The organism is Candidatus Hydrogenedentota bacterium (assembly GCA_019695095.1).
Lineage (GTDB): Bacteria > Hydrogenedentota > Hydrogenedentia > Hydrogenedentales > SLHB01 > JAIBAQ01.
On sequence record JAIBAQ010000109.1, the window covers coordinates 1 to 19,773 of the forward strand.

At 58.2% G+C, this 19,773-nt stretch carries 17 protein-coding genes; 4 read left to right on the top strand and 13 right to left on the bottom strand.

Features of this window, described 5'->3' with window-relative positions; all coding sequences use genetic code 11:
• The 7 genes from K1Y02_16885 to K1Y02_16915 form a co-directional block, all read right to left on the bottom strand.
• Positions 1-553, bottom strand: a 553-nt coding sequence (locus K1Y02_16885) for a hypothetical protein (protein ID MBX7258039.1), incomplete at its 3' end; no start/stop codon positions are given.
• Between the two features lie 9 nt (positions 554-562).
• Complete coding sequence (locus K1Y02_16890) at positions 563-1,150, bottom strand: hypothetical protein (protein MBX7258040.1); 588 nt, start codon at positions 1,148-1,150, stop codon at positions 563-565.
• Between the two features lie 28 nt (positions 1,151-1,178).
• On the bottom strand, positions 1,179-1,958 hold the full coding sequence (locus K1Y02_16895; protein ID MBX7258041.1) for an RDD family protein: 780 nt from the start codon (positions 1,956-1,958) through the stop codon (positions 1,179-1,181).
• 150 nt (positions 1,959-2,108) lie between these two features.
• Positions 2,109-2,813, bottom strand: coding sequence for a redox-sensing transcriptional repressor Rex (locus K1Y02_16900; protein MBX7258042.1), 705 nt, complete (start codon positions 2,811-2,813; stop codon positions 2,109-2,111).
• A 172-nt stretch (positions 2,814-2,985) separates the two neighbouring features.
• A complete protein-coding gene (gene hydE / locus K1Y02_16905; protein ID MBX7258043.1) occupies positions 2,986-4,038 on the bottom strand; it encodes a [FeFe] hydrogenase H-cluster radical SAM maturase HydE in 1,053 nt (350 codons plus the stop codon).
• Positions 4,039-4,097: 59 nt separating this feature from the next.
• Complete coding sequence (hydF, locus tag K1Y02_16910) at positions 4,098-5,420, bottom strand: [FeFe] hydrogenase H-cluster maturation GTPase HydF (protein ID MBX7258044.1); 1,323 nt, start codon at positions 5,418-5,420, stop codon at positions 4,098-4,100.
• A gap of 136 nt (positions 5,421-5,556) precedes the next feature.
• Positions 5,557-6,285 (bottom strand): class I SAM-dependent methyltransferase, encoded by a 729-nt coding sequence (locus tag K1Y02_16915; GenBank protein ID MBX7258045.1) that lies wholly within the window; start codon positions 6,283-6,285, stop codon positions 5,557-5,559.
• A 374-nt stretch (positions 6,286-6,659) separates the two neighbouring features.
• Here K1Y02_16915 and K1Y02_16920 point away from each other — a divergent pair, with 374 nt between their 5' ends.
• From K1Y02_16920 to solA, 3 genes are all read left to right on the top strand, one after another.
• The gene (locus K1Y02_16920) at positions 6,660-7,613 is read left to right on the top strand and encodes an MBL fold metallo-hydrolase (protein MBX7258046.1); all 954 of its coding nucleotides are present in this window, start codon (positions 6,660-6,662) and stop codon (positions 7,611-7,613) included.
• Positions 7,614-7,776: 163 nt separating this feature from the next.
• Positions 7,777-8,961, top strand: coding sequence for a DUF2961 domain-containing protein (locus K1Y02_16925; GenBank protein ID MBX7258047.1), 1,185 nt, complete (start codon positions 7,777-7,779; stop codon positions 8,959-8,961).
• 34 nt (positions 8,962-8,995) lie between these two features.
• Positions 8,996-10,129 (top strand): N-methyl-L-tryptophan oxidase, encoded by a 1,134-nt coding sequence (gene solA / locus K1Y02_16930; GenBank protein MBX7258048.1) that lies wholly within the window; start codon positions 8,996-8,998, stop codon positions 10,127-10,129.
• Positions 10,130-10,190: 61 nt separating this feature from the next.
• Here the strand turns inward: solA and K1Y02_16935 are convergent, their stop codons facing one another.
• The 6 genes from K1Y02_16935 to K1Y02_16960 form a co-directional block, all read right to left on the bottom strand.
• Positions 10,191-11,885: a cytochrome ubiquinol oxidase subunit I gene (locus tag K1Y02_16935; protein MBX7258049.1), complete on the bottom strand. Its 1,695-nt coding sequence runs from the start codon at positions 11,883-11,885 to the stop codon at positions 10,191-10,193.
• 13 nt (positions 11,886-11,898) lie between these two features.
• Positions 11,899-13,002: a cytochrome bc complex cytochrome b subunit gene (locus K1Y02_16940; GenBank protein ID MBX7258050.1), complete on the bottom strand. Its 1,104-nt coding sequence runs from the start codon at positions 13,000-13,002 to the stop codon at positions 11,899-11,901.
• Positions 12,974-13,462 carry a Rieske (2Fe-2S) protein gene (locus K1Y02_16945; protein MBX7258051.1) on the bottom strand — a complete coding sequence of 163 codons (489 nt, stop codon included), beginning with the start codon at positions 13,460-13,462 and terminating at the stop codon, positions 12,974-12,976. The genes K1Y02_16940 and K1Y02_16945 overlap by 29 nt, the downstream gene beginning before the upstream one ends.
• A gap of 20 nt (positions 13,463-13,482) precedes the next feature.
• Positions 13,483-14,595 carry a hypothetical protein gene (locus K1Y02_16950; GenBank protein MBX7258052.1) on the bottom strand — a complete coding sequence of 371 codons (1,113 nt, stop codon included), beginning with the start codon at positions 14,593-14,595 and terminating at the stop codon, positions 13,483-13,485.
• A 309-nt stretch (positions 14,596-14,904) separates the two neighbouring features.
• Positions 14,905-15,366, bottom strand: coding sequence for a hypothetical protein (locus K1Y02_16955; protein ID MBX7258053.1), 462 nt, complete (start codon positions 15,364-15,366; stop codon positions 14,905-14,907).
• A gap of 44 nt (positions 15,367-15,410) precedes the next feature.
• Complete coding sequence (locus K1Y02_16960; GenBank protein ID MBX7258054.1) at positions 15,411-16,868, bottom strand: PhoPQ-activated pathogenicity-related family protein; 1,458 nt, start codon at positions 16,866-16,868, stop codon at positions 15,411-15,413.
• A 150-nt stretch (positions 16,869-17,018) separates the two neighbouring features.
• Between K1Y02_16960 and K1Y02_16965 the strand changes: the two genes are divergently transcribed.
• Positions 17,019-17,720: a SagB/ThcOx family dehydrogenase gene (locus K1Y02_16965; GenBank protein MBX7258055.1), complete on the top strand. Its 702-nt coding sequence runs from the start codon at positions 17,019-17,021 to the stop codon at positions 17,718-17,720.
• Positions 17,721-19,773 lie beyond the last annotated feature (2,053 nt).

Sequence of the window (19,773 nt, forward strand, 5' to 3'; positions counted from 1 at the left end):
GCTGTTCAATAGTCGCTTGAGCTTCGGGCGTCGCGAATATCGCCGCAATCGTCTCCGCGGCGGCTTCCGCAGTCACCGTACCCTGAACGGTGTCAATGATGGGGCGCAAGGATGCGATGGCCTTTCGTGCCTGCCATAAACGCCCTAGCGCGACTACCCGCTCCTCGTGAACCGCGGTCAGAATGCTGCATTCGCACGTCGGCCCCAGAATAAGATTCGTCACAAGCAGCAACAACGCGAACACTGCGAAGACAATCGCAATGCCCGACAGCGCAAGCCACCCTTCAGTGCCAAGATTCAACGCAACCGGAATAAAGCCCGCAAGCAGGGCTAGGCCTATACTCAAAACTGCATTCCAGACTGCGCCCGTCGAAGTCTTGCGTACCGTGATTGCCTGAATGTCTCCGTAGTAGAACCTCTTGTACGATTCCGCGAACATAGACGTCGAGAGGAGCAACAGGTGATCGGGACCGGCATACAGGGCTTGCGTCTTCCCCGGTGTGAGCAGCGTCCTTCCGGGAAGACGCCGGTAATCTACAAGTTGTGGCCTCATGTCATATCCTCATCCAACCACGAGTCCAAGGATCACCAGCCCCATGCCCCCGATCTGCAACAAGACAAAGAACAGTGCTAACACAAAACGGATGCGTGTGCGCGGCACTACGCTCAAGGGCGTATTCCAGTGACGGATACACAGATAGAAACTCAGTGGCGCGGTCACAACCATGGCAGGCCAGCACATGAAGAACAACAGCAGCGGCATGGTAGCAAGCAAGAACGCAATAGAATCGTAGTGATACCGTGACGGCTCAAGCTGCACCAGCTTGCCCTTCTTCGGGGCATTCTCGACACAGACCGGGCACAAATGCCGGTCACCGATTTCGACATCGCACAGCGTGCACAAGAAACGGCCGCAACCGTCACACGGAACCGCTGCCTTCTTCGAAGGGTGATAGAAGCAACTGCTCTCGCCGTCTATAAGGATGCTCTCCGCTCGCTCACCCGGACCCTGGGGACGTAGCAGCGCGGGAAAAACCAATCCCAACACAGGCGCTCGGCATGCAGGACATGGAGTCAGATCCTGTGCATTCAGGGCGTATTCCGGGAAAAGAGTCCCGCACTTCGCGCAGTGAAACGGCGACACACTCACGTCTGGCCCTCTGTCGGCTCGCCCATACCTAAACGTGAACCACGCGCGTGCTGCAAATATGGTCGTGAAGGGCGCGCTTCTCGTCATCGAATGCGGCGATGATGTAGCCAATAAAGAATGTCAGACCGGTCAGCACATCCCCCCAATACCGGGCGAACGCCCGCAAATACGTGATTGGACTGCCGTCTTCGCGCACAACCCGAAGCCCTAGCGCCAACTTTCCCGGCGTTGCTCCATATCTTCCATGGAAGTAGGTGAAATAACCTATCGAAGCCCCCCAATTGATCAGCACAGAAAGCAGAAGCACAGTCAACGCGGCAGCTTCTCCTGCACGACCGAAAACCATCTCGAGCACGGCAGTAACCAGATAGTTGGCCACGACCAGAATCACTGTGTCGATGATACGCGCCCCCAACCGTATCCAAAAACCCGCGTAGGCCATCGCGCCCGGAACGCGGCCGCTCTCCTTAAGTTGCTGAACGAAAGCCGGCTTGCACGCGGCGCATACGTACCTGCCCGCGAACTCGATGACGTCTTCGGAGGGAAAGGTGTTCCCGCACGACGAACAAATCGTCATCGCCGTGTCGTATGCCCCTTCGTCCCGGACATAAGGCTGCGCCTGAAGTGCTGATTGGGTGCCGGAGAACACAAGCGAAGGATCGACTTCACCGTAGGCCTTCCAACCCGGCATGCCCTCGCGCCACACCAACGTATCGGCGCGAATCACCCCCGCGGAGACCAGTTGCTGAAATTCGGCTTCACTCTTGGGGCCAATCTGATTGTTGCCCTCGGCGTAGTACCAGACCATGCGCGTTCCTCTCCATGGAAAGTCGGATGTGCTCCATCCCGTAACCCCTGTTGGGTGTCATCATACCGTACTACAACGAATTGAACAATCAGAACAGATGGGGTCGTGTATCGCGGGCAGGGCGCCCGCGATTAGCGTGGAGAGGTGCGGCTAAGACGACGTTCCGGAGTTCGACTCGGAGCCTTCCGCGGCCGCTTCCCTCGCTTCCGCACCTCGGTACTGCTTCAGGAAGTAGGCCAACTCGCCCAGTCCGATCGAAATGTGCTCGTGCCGCACAAACACGCCCGGCGGCACAACCAGACTCGTGGGCGCGAAGTTCCAGATGGCGCGTATGCCCGACGCAACCATGCGGTCGGCCAACGCCTGAGCCGCGTCCGCGGGCACGGTCAGAATCGCCAGGCGCACGTCGTGCCGCGCGATGACAGTCTCCAGATTCTCAAGAGGCTGAACGAAGACGCCTCCTTGGACATTGCCCACGCGCTCGGCGTCCACGTCGAACAGCGCGACAACATAAAGCCCGTACTTCGCGAACCCCGCATAGGATGCAATTGCTCCGCCCATACGGCCAGCGCCCACGATAACCGCTTTGTAGGTGTCATTGAATCCGAGCGTGATTCGAACTGCTTCCATCAGCTCCGCGGTACTGAATCCCACTCGGGGCCGTCCGCGCACACCGATTGCGGCCAAATCCTTGCGTACCAGCGTATCGTCCATACCCAGCAAGTGCGCAATTTCGGCACTCGACACCCGCCCATGCGGCCGCTCCTCGATTTGCTCGGCCACGAGGTGGTAGTAGTGCATCAGTCGTTCGAGCACCAATGGTCCCAGCACGGGCGCGCTCTCTCTTCTTCCCATTCTCTACACCGCCTTCACATCGATTCCGCTAGAGTCACTCGTCGCGGACACACCTTCACCGGATTCGCCTTGCGGGCCATATCCTACCGGCATTCGACTCGGAATGGAATGGGTTTCTTACTGATCTGGGGAATATGTGCCGGCGCTCAGTTGCGCCGCGGTAAATTGTAGGCTAAACGCTGCGCAGCCGGCCGCCCTGCCCCGTCCCCACCTGCCGGCCAATGGCCTCAATCCGGCGGCGCAGGCATACTCGGCACTCGCCCGACGACTCGTCGATGCACGCCTTAGCCGGATAGATTTCGTAGAGAGCCCGGTACTTGGGCGGCGTCATGTTCGGCATGACCACGTTCGCCCCTCGCATCAGCCCCAACTCGCGGCCCGTTTCCTTGTTGATGGTCGCGAGCGCCGTTGTACTCGGAATGTTGGCCTCCGGACACACCAGGCGCGTCAGGGCAAGGACTTTGTACGTCATTTGTTCCGTGTTTGGGACCTGCTCCTGCGGCAAGATGGGGCGGACCCAGTCGCCTTTGCCGAGCGGCGTATCCGGATGCGAAATATAGGGGCCTACCCCAATCATGTCCAGGTCGAGTCGCCGAAAGAGCGCAATATCCAGGGCAAGACCCGTATACGTCTGCCCGGGAATCCCAACCATCACGCCGCTTCCAACTTCGTATCCCAGTTCGCGCAACTGGCCAAGGATTTCAATGCGATCGACCCCGCCATCCGTCGCTGCCGCCGGGTGGATCCGCTTGTAGAGTTCGGGGTCCGACGTCTCGAATCGAAGTAGAAACCGGTCAGCTCCGGCTTCTTTCCATGCAGCCAGGTCGTCATACGGGCGCTCACCCATGCTGAGCGTCACGGCAAGCGGTGTTTCCTCCTTGATGCGCCGCACGATGTTCGCAAGCCATTCCCGCTCAATCCCGTAGTCCTCGCCCCCTTGCAGGACGACCGTGCCGTAACCGTACTGCGCGGCTTGGCGCGCACACCCGAGAATCTCGTCCTCGTGCATTCGATAGCGCTCGATCTCGCGGTTTCCTGCGCGCAATCCGCAATAGCCGCACAATCGCGAGCAGTAATTCGAAATCTCAATGAGGCCGCGAAGGTGCACCTCTTCGCCAACAGCCTCCCTGCGGACTTCATCCGCCATCCGATACAATTCATTAAGGCGGTCGGGATCTTCTTCCTCCAACCACGAGAGTATGTCGCTATCGTCGATCAAATACATCGTTCACTGCCGCTTTCTCAGGTTCCACTCCAAAACTCGCGGGCCTGCCGCCGCTCACTCTATCCGTTCGGCGCCTCTCCCGTATACACACACGCTCCATCCGCCACGGTTCCGGCAGGCTCAGGAGACTCTCCGCGCGGGCAGTGTTGCATGGCCGCCAACGCGTCGCGGTACGCCTGCAACGCCGCCGGGAACGGCCCCAATGCCCGCTCGAAGATACCCAGACTGTAGGCGATGGTAAGTCCGTAGTTCGTAATCGGAACACCTGCCTGCCTGCACCGCAATATACGGCTGAGCATCTCGCGCCGGTTCAACGTGCACGCCCCGCAATGGATGACCAGCTTGTACAACGGCAAGTCCTCGGGGAAATCATGTCCTTGAACCGTATCGAAGTGTAGCTTTCCGCCCACGTACTGCGTCAGCCAACGCGGAATCTTCACGCGCCCGATATCCTCGCCAATGGGGTGATGACTGCACGCCTCGGACACCAGCACGCGGTCGCCCGCGCGCAACGAGTCGATGGCAACAGTGCCCTGAACTTGCGCAATGAGATCTCCGTGGAAACGCGCAAACAAGATCGAGAAACTGGTTATGGGAATTTCCGGCGGCGTGTCGGCGGCCACCTTTAAAAATGCCTGCGAATCCGTCACCACGAGCCGCGGCGGCCGCGTCAGGCGCTCCAGGGCCGCGCGAAGTTCGCGCTCCTTAACGACCATGCAATAGGCATCTGAATCCAGCAAATCGCGGATCGATTGAACCTGCGGCATGATGAGCCGGCCCTTCGGCGCCTCCTTGTCAATCGGCACTACCAAAACGGCCATCTCTCCCGGCCCGACAAGGTCGCCAAGGATGGTCGGATTGTTCACAAATTCTTCGGGGGCGGCTTCCAGCAACGCTTCTCGAAAGTCGAGGACACCCTGTCCACTTGCCGCGACTGTCTGAACAGTTCGAATGTCTTTGGCATGAAGCGCTTCGATCAAGGACGGTTCGGGCTCACCCAAATCCACCTTGTTAAAGACGACGACGGCGGGAATCTCCCGCGACGAGAACTCGTCGAGAATCTCCGACTCGAATTCGCCCCATTGCGACGCTTCCGTCACCAACACGCCAAGGTCCGTTCGCTCGAAGACTTGCTGCGTCTTCTTGACCCGCAACTCACCCAAGGCGCCCACATCATCGATACCTGCCGTGTCAATAAATAAGACGGGGCCCAGCGGCAAGAGCTCCATGGGCTTTTCGACGGGATCGGTGGTGGTGCCTGCGAATTCAGACACAATGGACACCTGCTGACGCGTGATTGCGTTCAACAGGCTGGATTTGCCGACATTGCGGCGGCCGAACAATCCAATGTGCAGGCGGAATGACTTCGGGGCACTAAACATACCTCTATTCTACACGATTTCGCGGCCCCACTTCGCGTTCGGGACTATCCTTTTGTCCGAATTGTGTACCGGTTCGTTCGACACCTCACTACCCCTCCGAATTCACAACTCTTCACATTCCCGCCGTTTCACCTGCTTATGATTTCTGCGCCACCAGATACGTCATTCCTCGCACAACGTTTGCGTCCACCACGCGCAAGCCCGACTGCTCCAACGCCTGCCTCACCCATTCCGTGGAAACGCGGACCTTTCGATAGAAGCTCTTGCTCATCGACCAGCGTTCGCCCTCTCGCGTATACGTAACGTCGAACACCTTCACGTGTTCCGCCTCGTATTCGAGAATGCACGTAAAGATTGTGCGATCGTCGCTTCGAACAGGGATAATGCGGTCTATGTCCCTCGGCTCCGCATTGTTATCGCGGAAACTCAATACAAACGCGCCACCCTGCGCCAACGCCCCCGCAACCGAGCCAAACAACTGCTCAATCGCCGCTTTGTCCGCGAGATGCAAGATCGTGTCCGTCATACACACGACAAGATCCGGCGAAGCCGGGCACGTGTGCATAAAGTCGAGCAGGTCCCCTTCAACGCATACGATGGGAAGTCCATCCGCACGCTGTCTGAGTTCGCTCAAAAGCGTGGAACTTATGTCGACGGCATAGACCTCGTATCCCGCTTGCGCCAAGGGCACAGACTGAAATCCCGAGCCGCACCCTAAGTCCACCGCCGATTTGCCCGCGCCATCGAGAAGATCAATCTGAGCGAAGAACGCACGGTTTTCCTCGAGCTTCGTTTCCCAACCGCCGTACAGCCATGTGTAGTGCTCAGCCAGCAGGTTCTCGTAATGCTCCAATGCAGTTGCCATGACAGGTCTCCTGTATGGATTTCATACTGCCCGCGTCCCGTCCTCAGTATTGCACATCACGCGTCCCATGCCCACGTTGCATGTCTTCGCGCGATCTCCCCGGTGTAGCGAATCGCAATTAAGGCAACACAGTGGTTGACCCAAGGAAGAGTCAATAGCGGCGGAATCCAGGGACTGACCCAAGCGAAGCGAACGCAGTGAGCGCAGACGGGTCTGTTCCTGCTTTCCGCCTTACGAGGTTGATGCTCCGTAAACCTTATCAACGGCTTCGGCTGTCCGTTCAATTCGCGATGGACCGCGCGGGTATGCGACAATTCATTCGCGCTCGGGGTTGTCCAAGGATGACCTGTCGCGCAAGGAGGAAAGTAACCGACATGCAACGTCGCGGGCCGGAAACCGTCGTTACGGTGGATTGCCACTATCGCGCTCCTGAAAGCGCCGCGGCCTACCTGGTCGTGGAAGAAGGCCACATCGCTATCGTCGACACAAATACGGCGTTGGCGGTCCCGGTTTTGTTGCGTGCCGTCGAAGAGCAAGGGCTAACCCCCGATTGCGTGCGCTACGTCGTAGTGACGCACGCCCACCTCGATCACTGCGGCGGCGCAGCCGAGTTGCTGAAACACTGCCCCAAAGCAAAGGTGTTGTGTCATCCCCGCGCGGAACGGCACCTCATTGACCCAACGCGCCTCGTTGAAAGTGCGACACACGTCTATGGCCGCGAAGTCTTCGAGACGCTCTACGGAAACGTCGCTCCGATACGTGCGTCACGCGTGAAAGCCGTGGAAGACGGCCAAAGGCTCCGCTTCGGCAAACGCACATTCCTGTTCCTCCATACGCCGGGCCACTCGAAGCACCATATCGCCATGATCGACCTCGCCACAGGCAGCGCCTTCACCGGCGACGCCTTCGGCATGCACTACCCGAGCATTCAGCACGGGAACAAACCGTACATCTACTTCTCGAGTCCGCCCACCGACTTCGATCCGGAGGCCGCACGCGTTTCCGTGCGCCGTGTGCTCGACAGCGGCACGGAGCGTTTATGCGTAAGCCATTTCGGTGTCGTAACCGATGTCGCGGCAGCCGGAGATGTATTGCTTCAGTCAATCGATGCCTTGGAGGAGGCCATGCGCGGAGGCATGACTTCCGATCTCGAAGGCGACGATTTGCTGTCTTTCCTACAACAACGGGTACAAGCAGCGGCGATGCGCTTGTTCGAAGAGTGCGGTATCGAACCCACTCCTTCCGACCTGGCTCACGTTGACCGCGACGTACTCATGAATGCGCGCGGCATCGCGTACCGCATCGAGCAGAGCAGGGAGGTGAAATAAGCGACCTTCCTGGAGCCGCCGATGGCGCGCGGCTCACATTGTGCCTGGCAAGCACGCATATCATTCCACAGGCGAATGCAACGGTATGGGGGGGCCTGCGGTTGTATTCACTAAGTGCAGTTTCACCAAAGAGATTTCCCGCGGTTGCGGGAGGGAGAATGATATGTACGACCTTCTTACCAAGCGGCGTCCCGGCAAATCGGGCCGGTTCTCGTCGTGGGATACCACCGGACACAACGCGGACGCGTGGCAGATTCAACCGGGCGAGACGCGTGTCCTCGCCGACATCAAAGGCCCCGGGCGCATTCTGCATATCTGGATGACCCAGCGGCACCATTACCGCGAATGCCTGCTGCGGTTCACATGGGACAACGCCCCGCACGCCAGCGTGCTCGTTCCGCTCGGCGACTTCTTCGGCCTCGGCCACAGCATCGTGAATTCGTATCAGTCGTTCTTGTTCAGCGCATCGACCTTCAACAACAACCGGTTCAATGAAGGGTGCGCGCTCAATTGCTACGCGCAGATGCCGTTCCGCGAACGCGCTCTGGTCGAGCTCATCAACGAGAGCCCAGACGTTCACGGTCAATATTTCTACATCGACTACGAAACCTACAAAGACCCCCTGCCCGAAGACGAAATGTACTTCCATGCAGAATTCCGCCGGGAAAACCCGTTTGGCGGTTGGGGCCACGAGATCTGGGTGAATCGGCCCGAGGCCGACGTTGCCAACAAGGAACGGCTTGCGTACAACAACAACTACGTCATCCTGGAAACCCAAGGCCGCGGCCACTATGTCGGCTGCAACATCAGTGTGACGAATTTTCAGCGCACCTGGTGGGGCGAAGGCGACGACATGATTTGGGTGGACGGCTACAAGTGGCCGCCTGACCTGCACGGCACCGGCAGCGAGGACTACCTCAATCAGGCTTGGGGCATGCAGCCTAACGCGTTCATGCGCAACGGCTCATCCATCCACGAAAGCAATACCGGCGGTTATCAGACCAGCTACGTGCACCACATCGAAAACCCCGTCCGGTTCAACAAATCGATCAAGGTGACGATCGAACACGGCCACGCGAATCATCTCTGTAACGAAATGAGCACGGTGGCCTACTGGTATGCCGACAAACCATCGGCGGCCTCGAAAGTGCCGCCCGTGGCGAAGCGGCTTCCGGTGCTGAAGGACGTGAAGGGCGATTGGGACAACAAGCCCAAGCAGCAGATCACGCTGACAAAGGTGACGCCCAACGCGGAGATGAAAGCGATGAAAGCGCTTTGGAAAAAGAACCGCGAGTTCTACGAAGCGCTTAACAAACAGCGCAAGAAGGGCGGCAAGTCCAAAAAGTAAGAATCTGCCGCGTCTTGTTGCGGGAGGCACATAGATGAAGCATCCCACGTACGACGCAATTGTGCTTGGTCTCGGTGGAATGGGTAGTGCAGCGCTCTACAGCCTGGCCAAACGAGGATTGCGCGTGTGCGGGGTGGAACGTCATGGGATTGCGCACGACCAAGGTAGTTCCCATGGCGGATGCCGCATGATTCGCAAAGCGTACCATGAGCATCCCGACTATGTGCCGTTACTAAACAGCGCCTACGATTTATGGAACGAATTGGAGGCCGCTTGTGGACGGAATCTCCTCGTCCGCAGCGGCCTCCTCCTTTCGGGAGCGCCAGGCTCGGATGTGATAGCAGGATTAGAATCCTGCTATGCCCAACATGATCTTCCGCACGAGCGCATCGATGCTGCCGAAGCTCGAAGGCGCTACCCCCAAATCATGCTGCCTGAAGATTTCGTCGCCTACGTCGATCCGATTGGCGGCTATCTCCTCGTCGAATCGTGCATCGAACAGCAAGTCGCTCTCGCACAGAGTTGCGGCGCCGACGTGCTCATACACCATGACGTTCTTGCGTGGCATGCCGATGGTAACGGCATCACGCTCACGACGGAGCGCGGAGAGCTGCATGCGGGAAATCTTGTAGTCACTGCGGGGCCGTGGGCGGCCTCCATGCTCGCGCAGCTCGGAGCACCCGTCCATGTGCTGCGCAAAGTCCAGCTCTGGTATACGGCGCCAACAATCGCCGAGTACCGCGGACCGGAATTCCCGGCCTACTACGTCGAGCGCGATTACGGAGCATTCTACGGATTCCCCGCGTTCACGGAAGAGGGGATGAAGATTGCTGAACATACCGGCGGCGACCCCGTCGACGATCCCGACGAACTCAACCGCGGCCTCGAACCCGGCGACGAAGTCCGTATCCGGCAATTCCTGAAGGAAACCTTCCCAGAAATGGAAGCGCATCGCACGCGCTTCAGCGTATGCATGTACTCGATGTCACCGGATCGCCACTTCATAGTCGATAAGCACCCTGTCCATGAAAACGTCACCATCGCAGGCGGCTTCTCGGGACATGGGTATAAGTTCGCATCCGTCATGGGCGAGATTCTCGCAGACCTGTGCCTGGAAGGATCGACCAGTCACCCCATCGACCTCTTCCGCATCGCGCGCTTTAAGTAGCGGTGAGGGAGCCGCTGCCTGTTGCTTCACGCGCCACGTGCGCGCCGCACAAATGTTTTCGCTACGGCGCCGGAGCCGGTGCTGGCGTGGGGGCCGGCTCTGCCGGAACCGGTGCTGGCGCGGCAGTCGGTTCTGCTGGTGCAGATGCCGGAACGGTTGCCGGTGCAGCAGGAGCAACCGGAGTAGAAGCCGGCGTTTCAGCTCCAGGCGCGGCGGCGGGGGCAGGCGCCGCCGAAGACCCAGGCCCACTTGCGCTCGCTACCGCCACATTTCCGTCCGCTGGCGGCGGGAGAACAACTTTCTCCGCCAGGTAGTCGCCCAATGCCTCGACTTCTTGCGGAGTCCCCACAAGCGGCGGCATAAACTTGCGGTAGTGCGAGTCTTCCTTGTACTCGTGCAACATTGTCAGAATGCTTCCAACCGATTCGCGGTCGCGTCCCGCCAACAATCGCCGCAAGGAACGGTATCCATCCACGGTGTGACACGCCATGCATTGTCCGCGCATCATCAATTCGCCGCGCGCCAGCTTCGCCGCATGATCGATCGCTTCTTGCGCCTTAAGGCCCGGCGTCTCTATGTTGGCCGCTGGTGCTGCCTGACCCACCACCGGTGTCTCCGCCGGCGGTTGCGCGTCCATTCGCGCCCAGGCATCGCGCTCTTCCTGTCGCGCCCAAATCGTCGAAGCCAGGTACCCCTCTTGATTGAAGCGGTCCACGTCTTTCTTCACGCGAATGCCGTTCGAATACATATGATTGACCACTACATAAGGTTTGCGCAGCATCTCGCGGGCCTGCTCCGTCGACGCCGTCGCCGCCAACGCCAAGAACAACACCGCGCAGGCGTGGCCAAACGTGAAGTCACGCGGATTCCGATACGCAAGGAAATACACAATCGCCCCAATGGTTGCAGATGACATGCACGTCACCAGCGCCGCCCGCGTCACTTGCGTGAAAACGCCCTGGCCAATGGTGGCCATGCCCAACTGCAACAGCGCCTGTTGCGCATCCGGCACCATCTCAAGATACCACCAGAAGAACACGGGAATGAGCAGATACGCGGGAACCAGCCACTTCGCCGACCATTGAATCACGCTTGCCTTCAAACGCGGATTCTCAAACCCGTCGATACGGCTTGCCGTCACAAGCGCCCACACGCCCGCCAACGTGATACAGATGAGCGTCCGGAGTCCCAGGCTCGGCCAATACGTGGGGTTGAAGAATGCCTGCCAGAACCGGCTCGCTTCTTGCCCCGTTCCAGCCACCTCCAGCCACGCACTTCCTGGGGTCAGCATAAACGTCAGGATACCGTTGATGATGACCAGGGTCGCGAGCGACATCCCCGCGTAAACCCAACCGACAAATACATGCAATTTGTCGTCGATTCGTCCCCATGTGTAGTAATAGACCGCCGCCGTGGTCAATTCGAGCAGGAAGAAGACCCATTCCATCGCCCATCCGAAAACAAAATTATGAATGAGCGTACTCGTGGCTTCAGGACTTGCCAAGCCTATTGCAAACCAGATCGCCACACCCGTCGATGCGCCGAACACACCCGTCAGGATCAGAAAGAACTTCGAGTGGCCGCGCAACACCGGTCCCCACTCGGTCAAACCTTGCCGCAGCATCTTTCGTTCCGCCATCGGCAGATAGAGACCTCCGCCAACGGCAAAATGACTGATCAGCACGTGAATGATGGCTATACCGCCTATCACCCAGCCCGATCCGATAATCGGCACTTCCCAAGATGGGTAGTTCATGAATCCGGACTCCTCAGACCTCTGCGTAGCCCCAAATCGTCGTTACGATTAAGCCCATCACGACCAGCACGCCAAACCACGTGGCGGCGCGGGCGCGCAATCCGGCTTTGCTATCCTTGTCAAAAAACGGTACCAACGCCCAAAGCAATCCGCCGACGCCAAACAACGCCATCCCGGCGTACTCGCCCAGCGCGCCCGGCATCCAACGTCCGAAAAGCTTCAACACTTGGAATTGGCTCATGAAATACCACTCCGGATGAATCCCTTCCGGAGCCGCGGCAGCCGGATCCGCTTGTGCGCCAAGTCCCCACGGATACATCGACGCAAGAATCGCCAACACGTTCATCGCTATCAGCCACATCGCCAAATCTTTCGCGAAGAAGTTCGGAAAGAAGGGAATGCTTCTGCGTTCGGATTCCGGCTTCAACTCTTCGCCAGGGGGTACTGCATTTCCATGTTTCTGAACAAGCCACAAATGGAACCCGAGGATTCCAATAAAGACCAAGGGCAGCACAACCACGTGAAGCGCAAAGAAACGCTGAATCGTCACTGCGCTGACCGTCTCTCCGCCTTGTACCAGCGACACAATGACAGGCCCTAGCCCGGGAATTGTCTGCGGGATCTCCAAACCAACTTTCGTCGCGAAGAAAGACAACTCGTCAAACGGCAGCAAATACCCGCTGAACCCAAAGACAAAGGTCAATCCCAGCAGCGCCAAACCGCTCCACCACCCAAACTCGCGCGGTTTACGGTACGCCTTCATGAAGAACACGGAAAACATGTGTACAAACGCGGCGAGCACCATGAGATTCGCCGACCACGAATGCGCCGACCGGATCAACCAGCCAAAATCGATGTCGTACGTGATTTGTCGCACGGAATCGTATGCGTTCGCGCCGGGCTGGTAGTAAACCAGCAGCAGCACACCTGTCAGCAGCTGCACCAGAAAAAGAAACAGCGTTATCCCGCCCCAGTAGTACCAGAAGCTGTGGCTATGCTGCGGGACTTCCTTCTCTTTGGCCAGAGCCATCACCTCTTCGAGGCCGATGCGCTCGTCCAGCCAACCGTATACGCACCCCGGCTGGGCGCTACGCTCGAGAGATGACGATTTGCCCATCGGCGGCAACCTCCACCTTGTATTGTTTGAGTGGCTTGGGCGGCGGCCCGGAGACGTTCTTCCCCGTGTTCATGTCGTAAATGCCGCCATGGCAAGCGCAGTGAATATGCTTTTCTTTGGGTTGAAACTGAACCGTACACCCCAAATGAGTGCATACGGCGTCGAAACACACCATGGTTCCGTCCTCGTGACGAATCAACAAAGCCGGACGCGTGCCAAACAGAAACTGAAGCGCAGTTCCTGCCGCAGGCAACTTCTCCGGCGGAAGCGAAATCTCCTTGATTGCGGCGAGCGCCGCCGATTGACGCGCCGGCGTCGAAAGGTAACGGTATACGGGATACGCTATCGCACCCGCGTAACACGCCCCCACGAGACCCACGCCCGCCTTGAAAAATATCCGGCGCGGCATCGAATCATTCGCGGCGTTCTCGTTGTTGGAGTCTTGGCTCTCATTCGCCATGATGGACTCGCCCCTCCTCCTTACGCATACCGCTCGTCAACAGGCTTGGCTTTCGCCACGACGCTGATGAGCCAACCCATCACGCCGATTCCCGCTACGAACAGAACCAAGAACAGAATTACGGTCGACCAATTCGTGCTGACCGCTTGATCCCAAACGTTGAATCCCGCCAAGTCCAGCGAGACAAATCGAATACCGTCTCGTACCAGCACCATCGACACCACGTTCACAAAACTCGCCAGCGCCAGCACCGTCGCGGACTTCCACGTCGCCGTGCTCTTCATGCTCATGATGCCGCCCAGCGCTACCAGCGCTACCGCCGTCACTAACCACAGCACCGCGCACGCCCGGTAGAAGATCCCCTCGGTCAACCCCTCTTGCACGGCAGCGGGCTGAGCCCGGTACACCCAAATTCCAATTCCAATCTGCACCACCGTGAACGCCGCGATGAGACGTCCCGCCCACTTGCGCAGGAAAGGCCCGACGCCCTCAGCCATATTGGATTTCAACGACAAGAACACCAGCGCAATCCCGCACACGCCAATCGATCCAAGCATCATGAACAACCAGCGCGGCATCACGGTGGGATCGCCAAAACCAAGCGTCAACCCGCGCGGAGATGTCCGGTAGATCTCCACCCACAAATCTGGACGCAGCATCAGCGTCATGTTCGCGGAATAAATCATCCCAATCTTCAGAACGACAACAAGCGCTATCAGCCCCGCCCAACCGGAGAAGCGGTTCCTGTCCGCGCTTCGAGACATGAGGTACAGCGAAGAGTATGAAATCATCAGCAGGGCGACAACCGAGATCCACCACACGCCAATCAGCACACTGCTCGTGTACAAAGCGCGTCCGTACAGCACCTGCGTGAAGAGCAACGGCGGCACCCCAAAATTGATGACGTACGTCATCACGACCGGCAGCCGGTGCGCAATCAAGCCCGATGCGTTCAACAACACCGAGTTCTTGCGCAGACGCCCCCAGATCGACCATATCGTCGCCAGCGTCAGCCCGCCGACCAGGAAATGCACTGCAAAGAAGTGCAAGGCCAGCGTGACGGTATGCAATACGACAAACAGCCAAACGGGCGCGGGAAGTGGAATAGGATCGAGCGCTGGAAATGCCTGCATGTTAAGTTGTTCCTGTTCGGCTTATATGAGTACAGGAATAGCCCGGGCGAGGAGACGGCACAGACCAAATGCCATTGGACACACCAATCCTTCCGCCCCACCGGGCCACCAAACGTATGAATTACGCAAATATCGTGCCGCAAATCACGATTTCGAAGCGATACTCGTAAGCGACTAATTCATAGTCACTTAGGCCTCATGAGACCCATGCAGACTCTCCCCGCGACACCATGCTGAGCGTTGTCTTTTGCGCAGAGTTGTCCTGCGCACTCATGCTCATTCCTCAGCCTATGGACGCTGGAGCCCCCCCTACTTCGCACACCATTCGAACAGCGCCACCCATTCCTTCCGCTGCATCTCGATCAACTCCAGCGGCTCGTCCTTGTGCCGCCGCTGCACCTCGTCCACAAATGCGTGCGGGTCGTAACCGTGCGGCATGGCCGGGTGCATCCCCACCCGATTAAACCAATAGTGCGCGTTGCCGAAATCCCCCTCCCGGCGATGCATGATTCCGTGCCAATACGACCCGGTCGTATCCTCGATCCCCTGGCTAATCGAATGACTTCGATCCAATTCGTCTATATAGAGCCACAGCGCGGCGCGCAACGCTGGCCGCTCGGCGACAACGCTCATGCGCTCAATCGACTCCACTAGGGCAATCTGCTCGTTTGAACCGGCTTTTGAGACCACCAATTGCTGCAGCGAGTTCTCAAGCGGCCACCACGTGAACAGAGGGGTCACGACTTTCGCGATTGGGGCAGGCAAATTCATCGATCAACTCCTGATATCCACACCATCCAGAACCATGCAACGTCTCACTTCGCCTTCCCCCCGTGCATGAATCCGCCTTGCGGCGTCTTGGGCGCTTTGTACTTGAATGGCAGCGTATCGGGCGTCACGTAGACTTCCGTCGTGAACTTCAATGGCAGACCGGACGGCATATCGTAGGTCAACTCCATCATGTAGGCCGTCCACCCCTTCTTGGGCTTGGCGACTGTCGCCGTATAAACGCCGTTGCCCTGATCAGCCACATCCGTGCTGGTCCACGTCTTTCCAATGGAATCGACCCGGAAATCGCGCGCCTTCGGATTCGTTGCCTGCCACAACTTGACCGCGCTCGGCTTGACCGCCGCCTTGACGGTAATGGTCCCCTTGGCATGCTCAAAAGTGAACTTGGGACGCGGCGATCCGTTCACGATGGCCGCATGAAACGCAGCCACCGATTCCAACGCATCCGTGCCATCCAGCGAATGCTTCGAGTTCGGTACGTTGCGCACGTACGTTTCCCCCGGCAAATCCTTCAAATAGAACCGCGTGGAATCCGGCAAGAAGAATTCGTCGCCGGTCGCGTTGAGAATGAGTTTCGGCATCGTGTACCGCGAGCGGTATTCATACGGCTCGACAATCTTCAACAACGCGTGGTATTCGGGCGTTCCCATCCAATCCATGAGACCCATGCGCGTGTAATCTCCGACTGCCGGAGCCCAGAACCCGTATGCCTCCCAGTGGTGCTTGAACGAAGGCTCCAGGTTCAGCATGTTGATCACGGCAGGCACAATCCCCACCACGCGCTTGTCCACCGCCGCCGTGGTCCATGTTGTCCAGCCTCGCTTCGAGCCGCCCGCCACGACAAAGCGGTTCACCGTAACACCACCGCCCTCTGCGCTTTCGCAGAACGAGGTCACCGAATCCATCGCGCGAACGGCCGCCTTCGTCATCGGCAACCGTGCCGGCCACGTCTCGTCGCCTGTCCGTAGAAACTTGTCCCACGTGTAGGAAATAAGAGCGTCCTCCTTGCGGCCCTGGGTTTCACCGGCAAACACCAACGGCTGATTCGGAATCATCTGCAAATCCGCCGTTACCGTATTCGTCGCCAGCGCGATCTTCACCATCCCCTGGTCGGCCTTCTCGGGCACTTTCCCGCCGTTGCTTCCGCCGGAGATAAACAAGAATCCAATCGGGCTCACAACCTTGTCCGGCTTGATAATCGTCAGCCAGTGTTGCCATACGGGCCGATCCACGTCTGCTGTCGTGCGCCACGTCTGCGACGTCATGTCCAACACATAGGCCGTGTAGCCCTCGCCCTTGATGGTATTGGCCAACGCATATTTGTAGCTCGCGTCGGGCGTCTTCACGTATCGATCCAGCGCCGTCTGTTCGCTGCCCGGCGCGGGACCCTCCGCCTTGTCCACATGGGCGCATCCCGCCAAGAGCCCTGCCACCACCAACGCACACCACGCCCATCGCCGCATGTCCCTGAAAAACGCGTTCATCGTAGAGTCTCCGGTTGGATTGTTGGTCCGATTGCCCGAAACTGACGCCGTGCGCCAAGATGCAAGTCCAAAGAAGGTTGGCACGGATAGAGGGAATTGTCAATCGCAAGCGCGAGGACTTATTATCACAAGACTACCGGAGCGCACGACATGAACACTCTTCTTCGCCTCGCAGCTGTACTCGCGGTCATAGCCCTATTCGCGGCGACACCCCTGATTGCCCAAACGCCTGCCGCCCAACCGGCTCCCCCCGTTGCGGCACAACCCGCCCCGCTTGAGACTATCGCACTCGATCCACCCCGGCTCGACGCTGGACTTCCTATCATGCAGGCCCTGAAGAACCGCCACTCCGATAAGGAGTACGCAGACACCAAACTCACGAAACAGCAACTGTCGGAAGTGCTGTGGGCGGCCGACGGCGTAAACCGGGAAGACGGGCATCGCACCGCACCCTCCGCCATGGGCAAATACCCCATCGACATTTACGTCGTGCTTGAAGAAGGCATCTATCTCTACAATCCCGCCAAGCACGAATTGACGCCGGTTGCCCAAGGCGACTTCCGCAAACAGAGCGCTTCCCAGGACTACGCGCACACGGCGCCCCTCAACCTTGTCTACGTTGCCGACTTCGAGAAGTTCGCCGGCGTGCGCGACGCCTCCCCTGAGAAGATGACCGAATGGGCATGCATGGAGTCCGGCGCCCAGGCCCAAAACGTCTACCTCTACTGCGCCTCCGAAGGCCTGGCCTCCGTCTTCCGCGTCTCCATCGACAAGGACCAATTCGGCAAAGCAATCAACGTCCGCCCCTCGCAATCCATCATCGCCGCCCAGACCGTCGGACACGCCAAGTAGACCATCCCCGCGCGCGCCGAAACCAGGGACTGACACAAGCGCAGCGGCCGCAGGGAGCGCAGACGTGTCTGTCCCTGATTTCGAAAGCCCCCCGTAGTGGCAGAGTCTCCCGACCCTGACACTACTCACGACCGTCAGGTCTCCACTCCATCGCCGCAACCCACCGTGCATGCGCTTCGCCCCACCATTCACAACCTCTACTTCTCTTCCACGCCGCAAGGCGCAAAACATAACAGCCTGGGGCAGAGTCCTCCGAAGCCCCGAAACGCAGTGCAGGGGCGAAGGAGGACGACGCCCCAGGTCAGCGCCCCACCCATTGTCCGCTCTGAAAGAGCATCACATCACCCACGACACGTTCCGATACACAGTCGAGCATCAGACACGATTCACAAGATTCACACGATTAAGATGCCCTCATGTCATATACACCCCTCTTTCAAAAATGCAATTCCGTGAATCGTGTCAATCATGTCCAATTTCTCTCCTTGTCCAAAATCCCTCACGCGCACAGCGGAACGGCTCAGCGCGGCATAGCCGCAGCCAAAGTGACTCAACGACCGATTCACACCGATGATTTGACTCGATACACTGGAGTGCCGTAGGCACAGCAGACGCCAGCCTGGGGTGAGATTCGCATTGATGTTTTGACTCGGCACTCTGGAGTGCCGTAGGCACGGCAGACTCCAGCCTGGGGTGAGATTCGCATTGATGCTTTGACTCGGCACTCTGGAGCGCTGCAAGCGCGAAATACTCCAGCCTGGGGCGAGATTCGCATTGATGATTTGACTCGGCACTCTGGAGTGCCGTAGGCACGGCAGACTCCAGCCTGGGGTGAGATTCGCGTTTCAGACGCGAATCGAAACCCCAGGTTCCAGCCACGCCCAATATGAGCCCTGTAAGGGCGAAAGAATCGTATACGCTCGGTTTCGTGGGAGCATCCCTGTTTAAGAATGCACTTACGTCCTTTCCGGATTTCCACTTCCGGACCTCTTACTCTGTGCCCTCTGTGCCTCTGTGGTGAATCCTCTTCAATTTGCACCACAGAGCCACAGAGTTCACAGAGAATGTTCCGGACGCGATTCGGCTTCACTCCACCCGTTGCAAGATTTCCCGCTCGCAGCCACCCAGGCCGAACGCCCTCTTGGGACCGCGACGTGTACCTATCATGGATGCCCCAAATCTGCGGACACATGAACTTCGGACTCTCCAGAGTTCCTGTGGCAAAACCGCGGATGTGAAGTTCTTTGTCACCCCGTTATGGCTGATATGAACCACCCGATTAAATCCTCTACGCATGGTAAATTTAAAACTCCTGGCACGAAGCACATTACCAGCATGAACAATAGACCCCGGCTCCAGGCGTAGGGCGCGAATCCCCGATTAGTGCCCCTGCCGACAGCCCATAGTAGAACCTCCGCGAACAACCCGCCTGTATATAGAATGTTGGCACCTACGGCGAAGAATATGGCCCCAAACAATGGCACGAAATCGTCGTCTGGGGGACTGTCATGACCTGAAAGCTCGATAGAAATGCCCAAAAATATCAGGCCAAGAATACCACCCACGAGCAAGACCATGTTGTAAACGAACCTGCGCCTCTCCCACCAAAGCAGGATTGCTAACAACCCGTCTTTTTCTCGGGGCGTAAGGACCCGGTCGATCCAAACCTTGATTGGATGCATAGACACTCCCCGCAACCTGCGGGCCTCCTTGTTATGCAACGATGCTTCGAGTGCGATAAGAAAGAAAGAGCGACGCCCTATTCGGCTCCCATCATGTCCATCCTGAACATCCCTGTTAAATAATGGAATCCCAGTTCTTCCGGATTTTCACGTCCGATCTCTTACTCTGTGCCCTCTGTGCCTCTGTGGTGAAACTTCTTCAATTTGCACCACAGAGCCGCAGAGTTCACAGAGAATTTCCCGAACGCGATTCGGCTTCACTCCACCCGTTGCAAGATTTCCCGCTCGCAGCCACCCAGGCCGAACGCCTTCCTGGCATTTTGACATGTGCCTGCCATAGACGTCCCGTCATTTCCAGAGAAGATATTGGC

Excerpts from the sequence above, each read along its gene's own strand:
- K1Y02_16895 (MBX7258041.1), bottom strand. The coding sequence starts at position 1,958 with ATGGTCTGGTACTACGCCGAGGGCAACAATCAGATTGGCCCCAAGAGT.
- K1Y02_16900 (MBX7258042.1), bottom strand. The coding sequence starts at position 2,813 with ATGGGAAGAAGAGAGAGCGCGCCCGTGCTGGGACCATTGGTGCTCGAA.
- hydE (MBX7258043.1), bottom strand. The coding sequence starts at position 4,038 with ATGTATTTGATCGACGATAGCGACATACTCTCGTGGTTGGAGGAAGAA.
- hydF (MBX7258044.1), bottom strand. The coding sequence starts at position 5,420 with ATGTTTAGTGCCCCGAAGTCATTCCGCCTGCACATTGGATTGTTCGGC.
- K1Y02_16915 (MBX7258045.1), bottom strand. The coding sequence starts at position 6,285 with ATGGCAACTGCATTGGAGCATTACGAGAACCTGCTGGCTGAGCACTAC.
- K1Y02_16920 (MBX7258046.1), top strand. The coding sequence starts at position 6,660 with ATGCAACGTCGCGGGCCGGAAACCGTCGTTACGGTGGATTGCCACTAT.
- K1Y02_16925 (MBX7258047.1), top strand. The coding sequence starts at position 7,777 with ATGTACGACCTTCTTACCAAGCGGCGTCCCGGCAAATCGGGCCGGTTC.
- solA (MBX7258048.1), top strand. The coding sequence starts at position 8,996 with ATGAAGCATCCCACGTACGACGCAATTGTGCTTGGTCTCGGTGGAATG.
- K1Y02_16935 (MBX7258049.1), bottom strand. The coding sequence starts at position 11,885 with ATGAACTACCCATCTTGGGAAGTGCCGATTATCGGATCGGGCTGGGTG.
- K1Y02_16940 (MBX7258050.1), bottom strand. The coding sequence starts at position 13,002 with ATGGGCAAATCGTCATCTCTCGAGCGTAGCGCCCAGCCGGGGTGCGTA.
- K1Y02_16945 (MBX7258051.1), bottom strand. The coding sequence starts at position 13,462 with ATGGCGAATGAGAGCCAAGACTCCAACAACGAGAACGCCGCGAATGAT.
- K1Y02_16950 (MBX7258052.1), bottom strand. The coding sequence starts at position 14,595 with ATGCAGGCATTTCCAGCGCTCGATCCTATTCCACTTCCCGCGCCCGTT.
- K1Y02_16955 (MBX7258053.1), bottom strand. The coding sequence starts at position 15,366 with ATGAATTTGCCTGCCCCAATCGCGAAAGTCGTGACCCCTCTGTTCACG.
- K1Y02_16960 (MBX7258054.1), bottom strand. The coding sequence starts at position 16,868 with ATGAACGCGTTTTTCAGGGACATGCGGCGATGGGCGTGGTGTGCGTTG.
- K1Y02_16965 (MBX7258055.1), top strand. The coding sequence starts at position 17,019 with ATGAACACTCTTCTTCGCCTCGCAGCTGTACTCGCGGTCATAGCCCTA.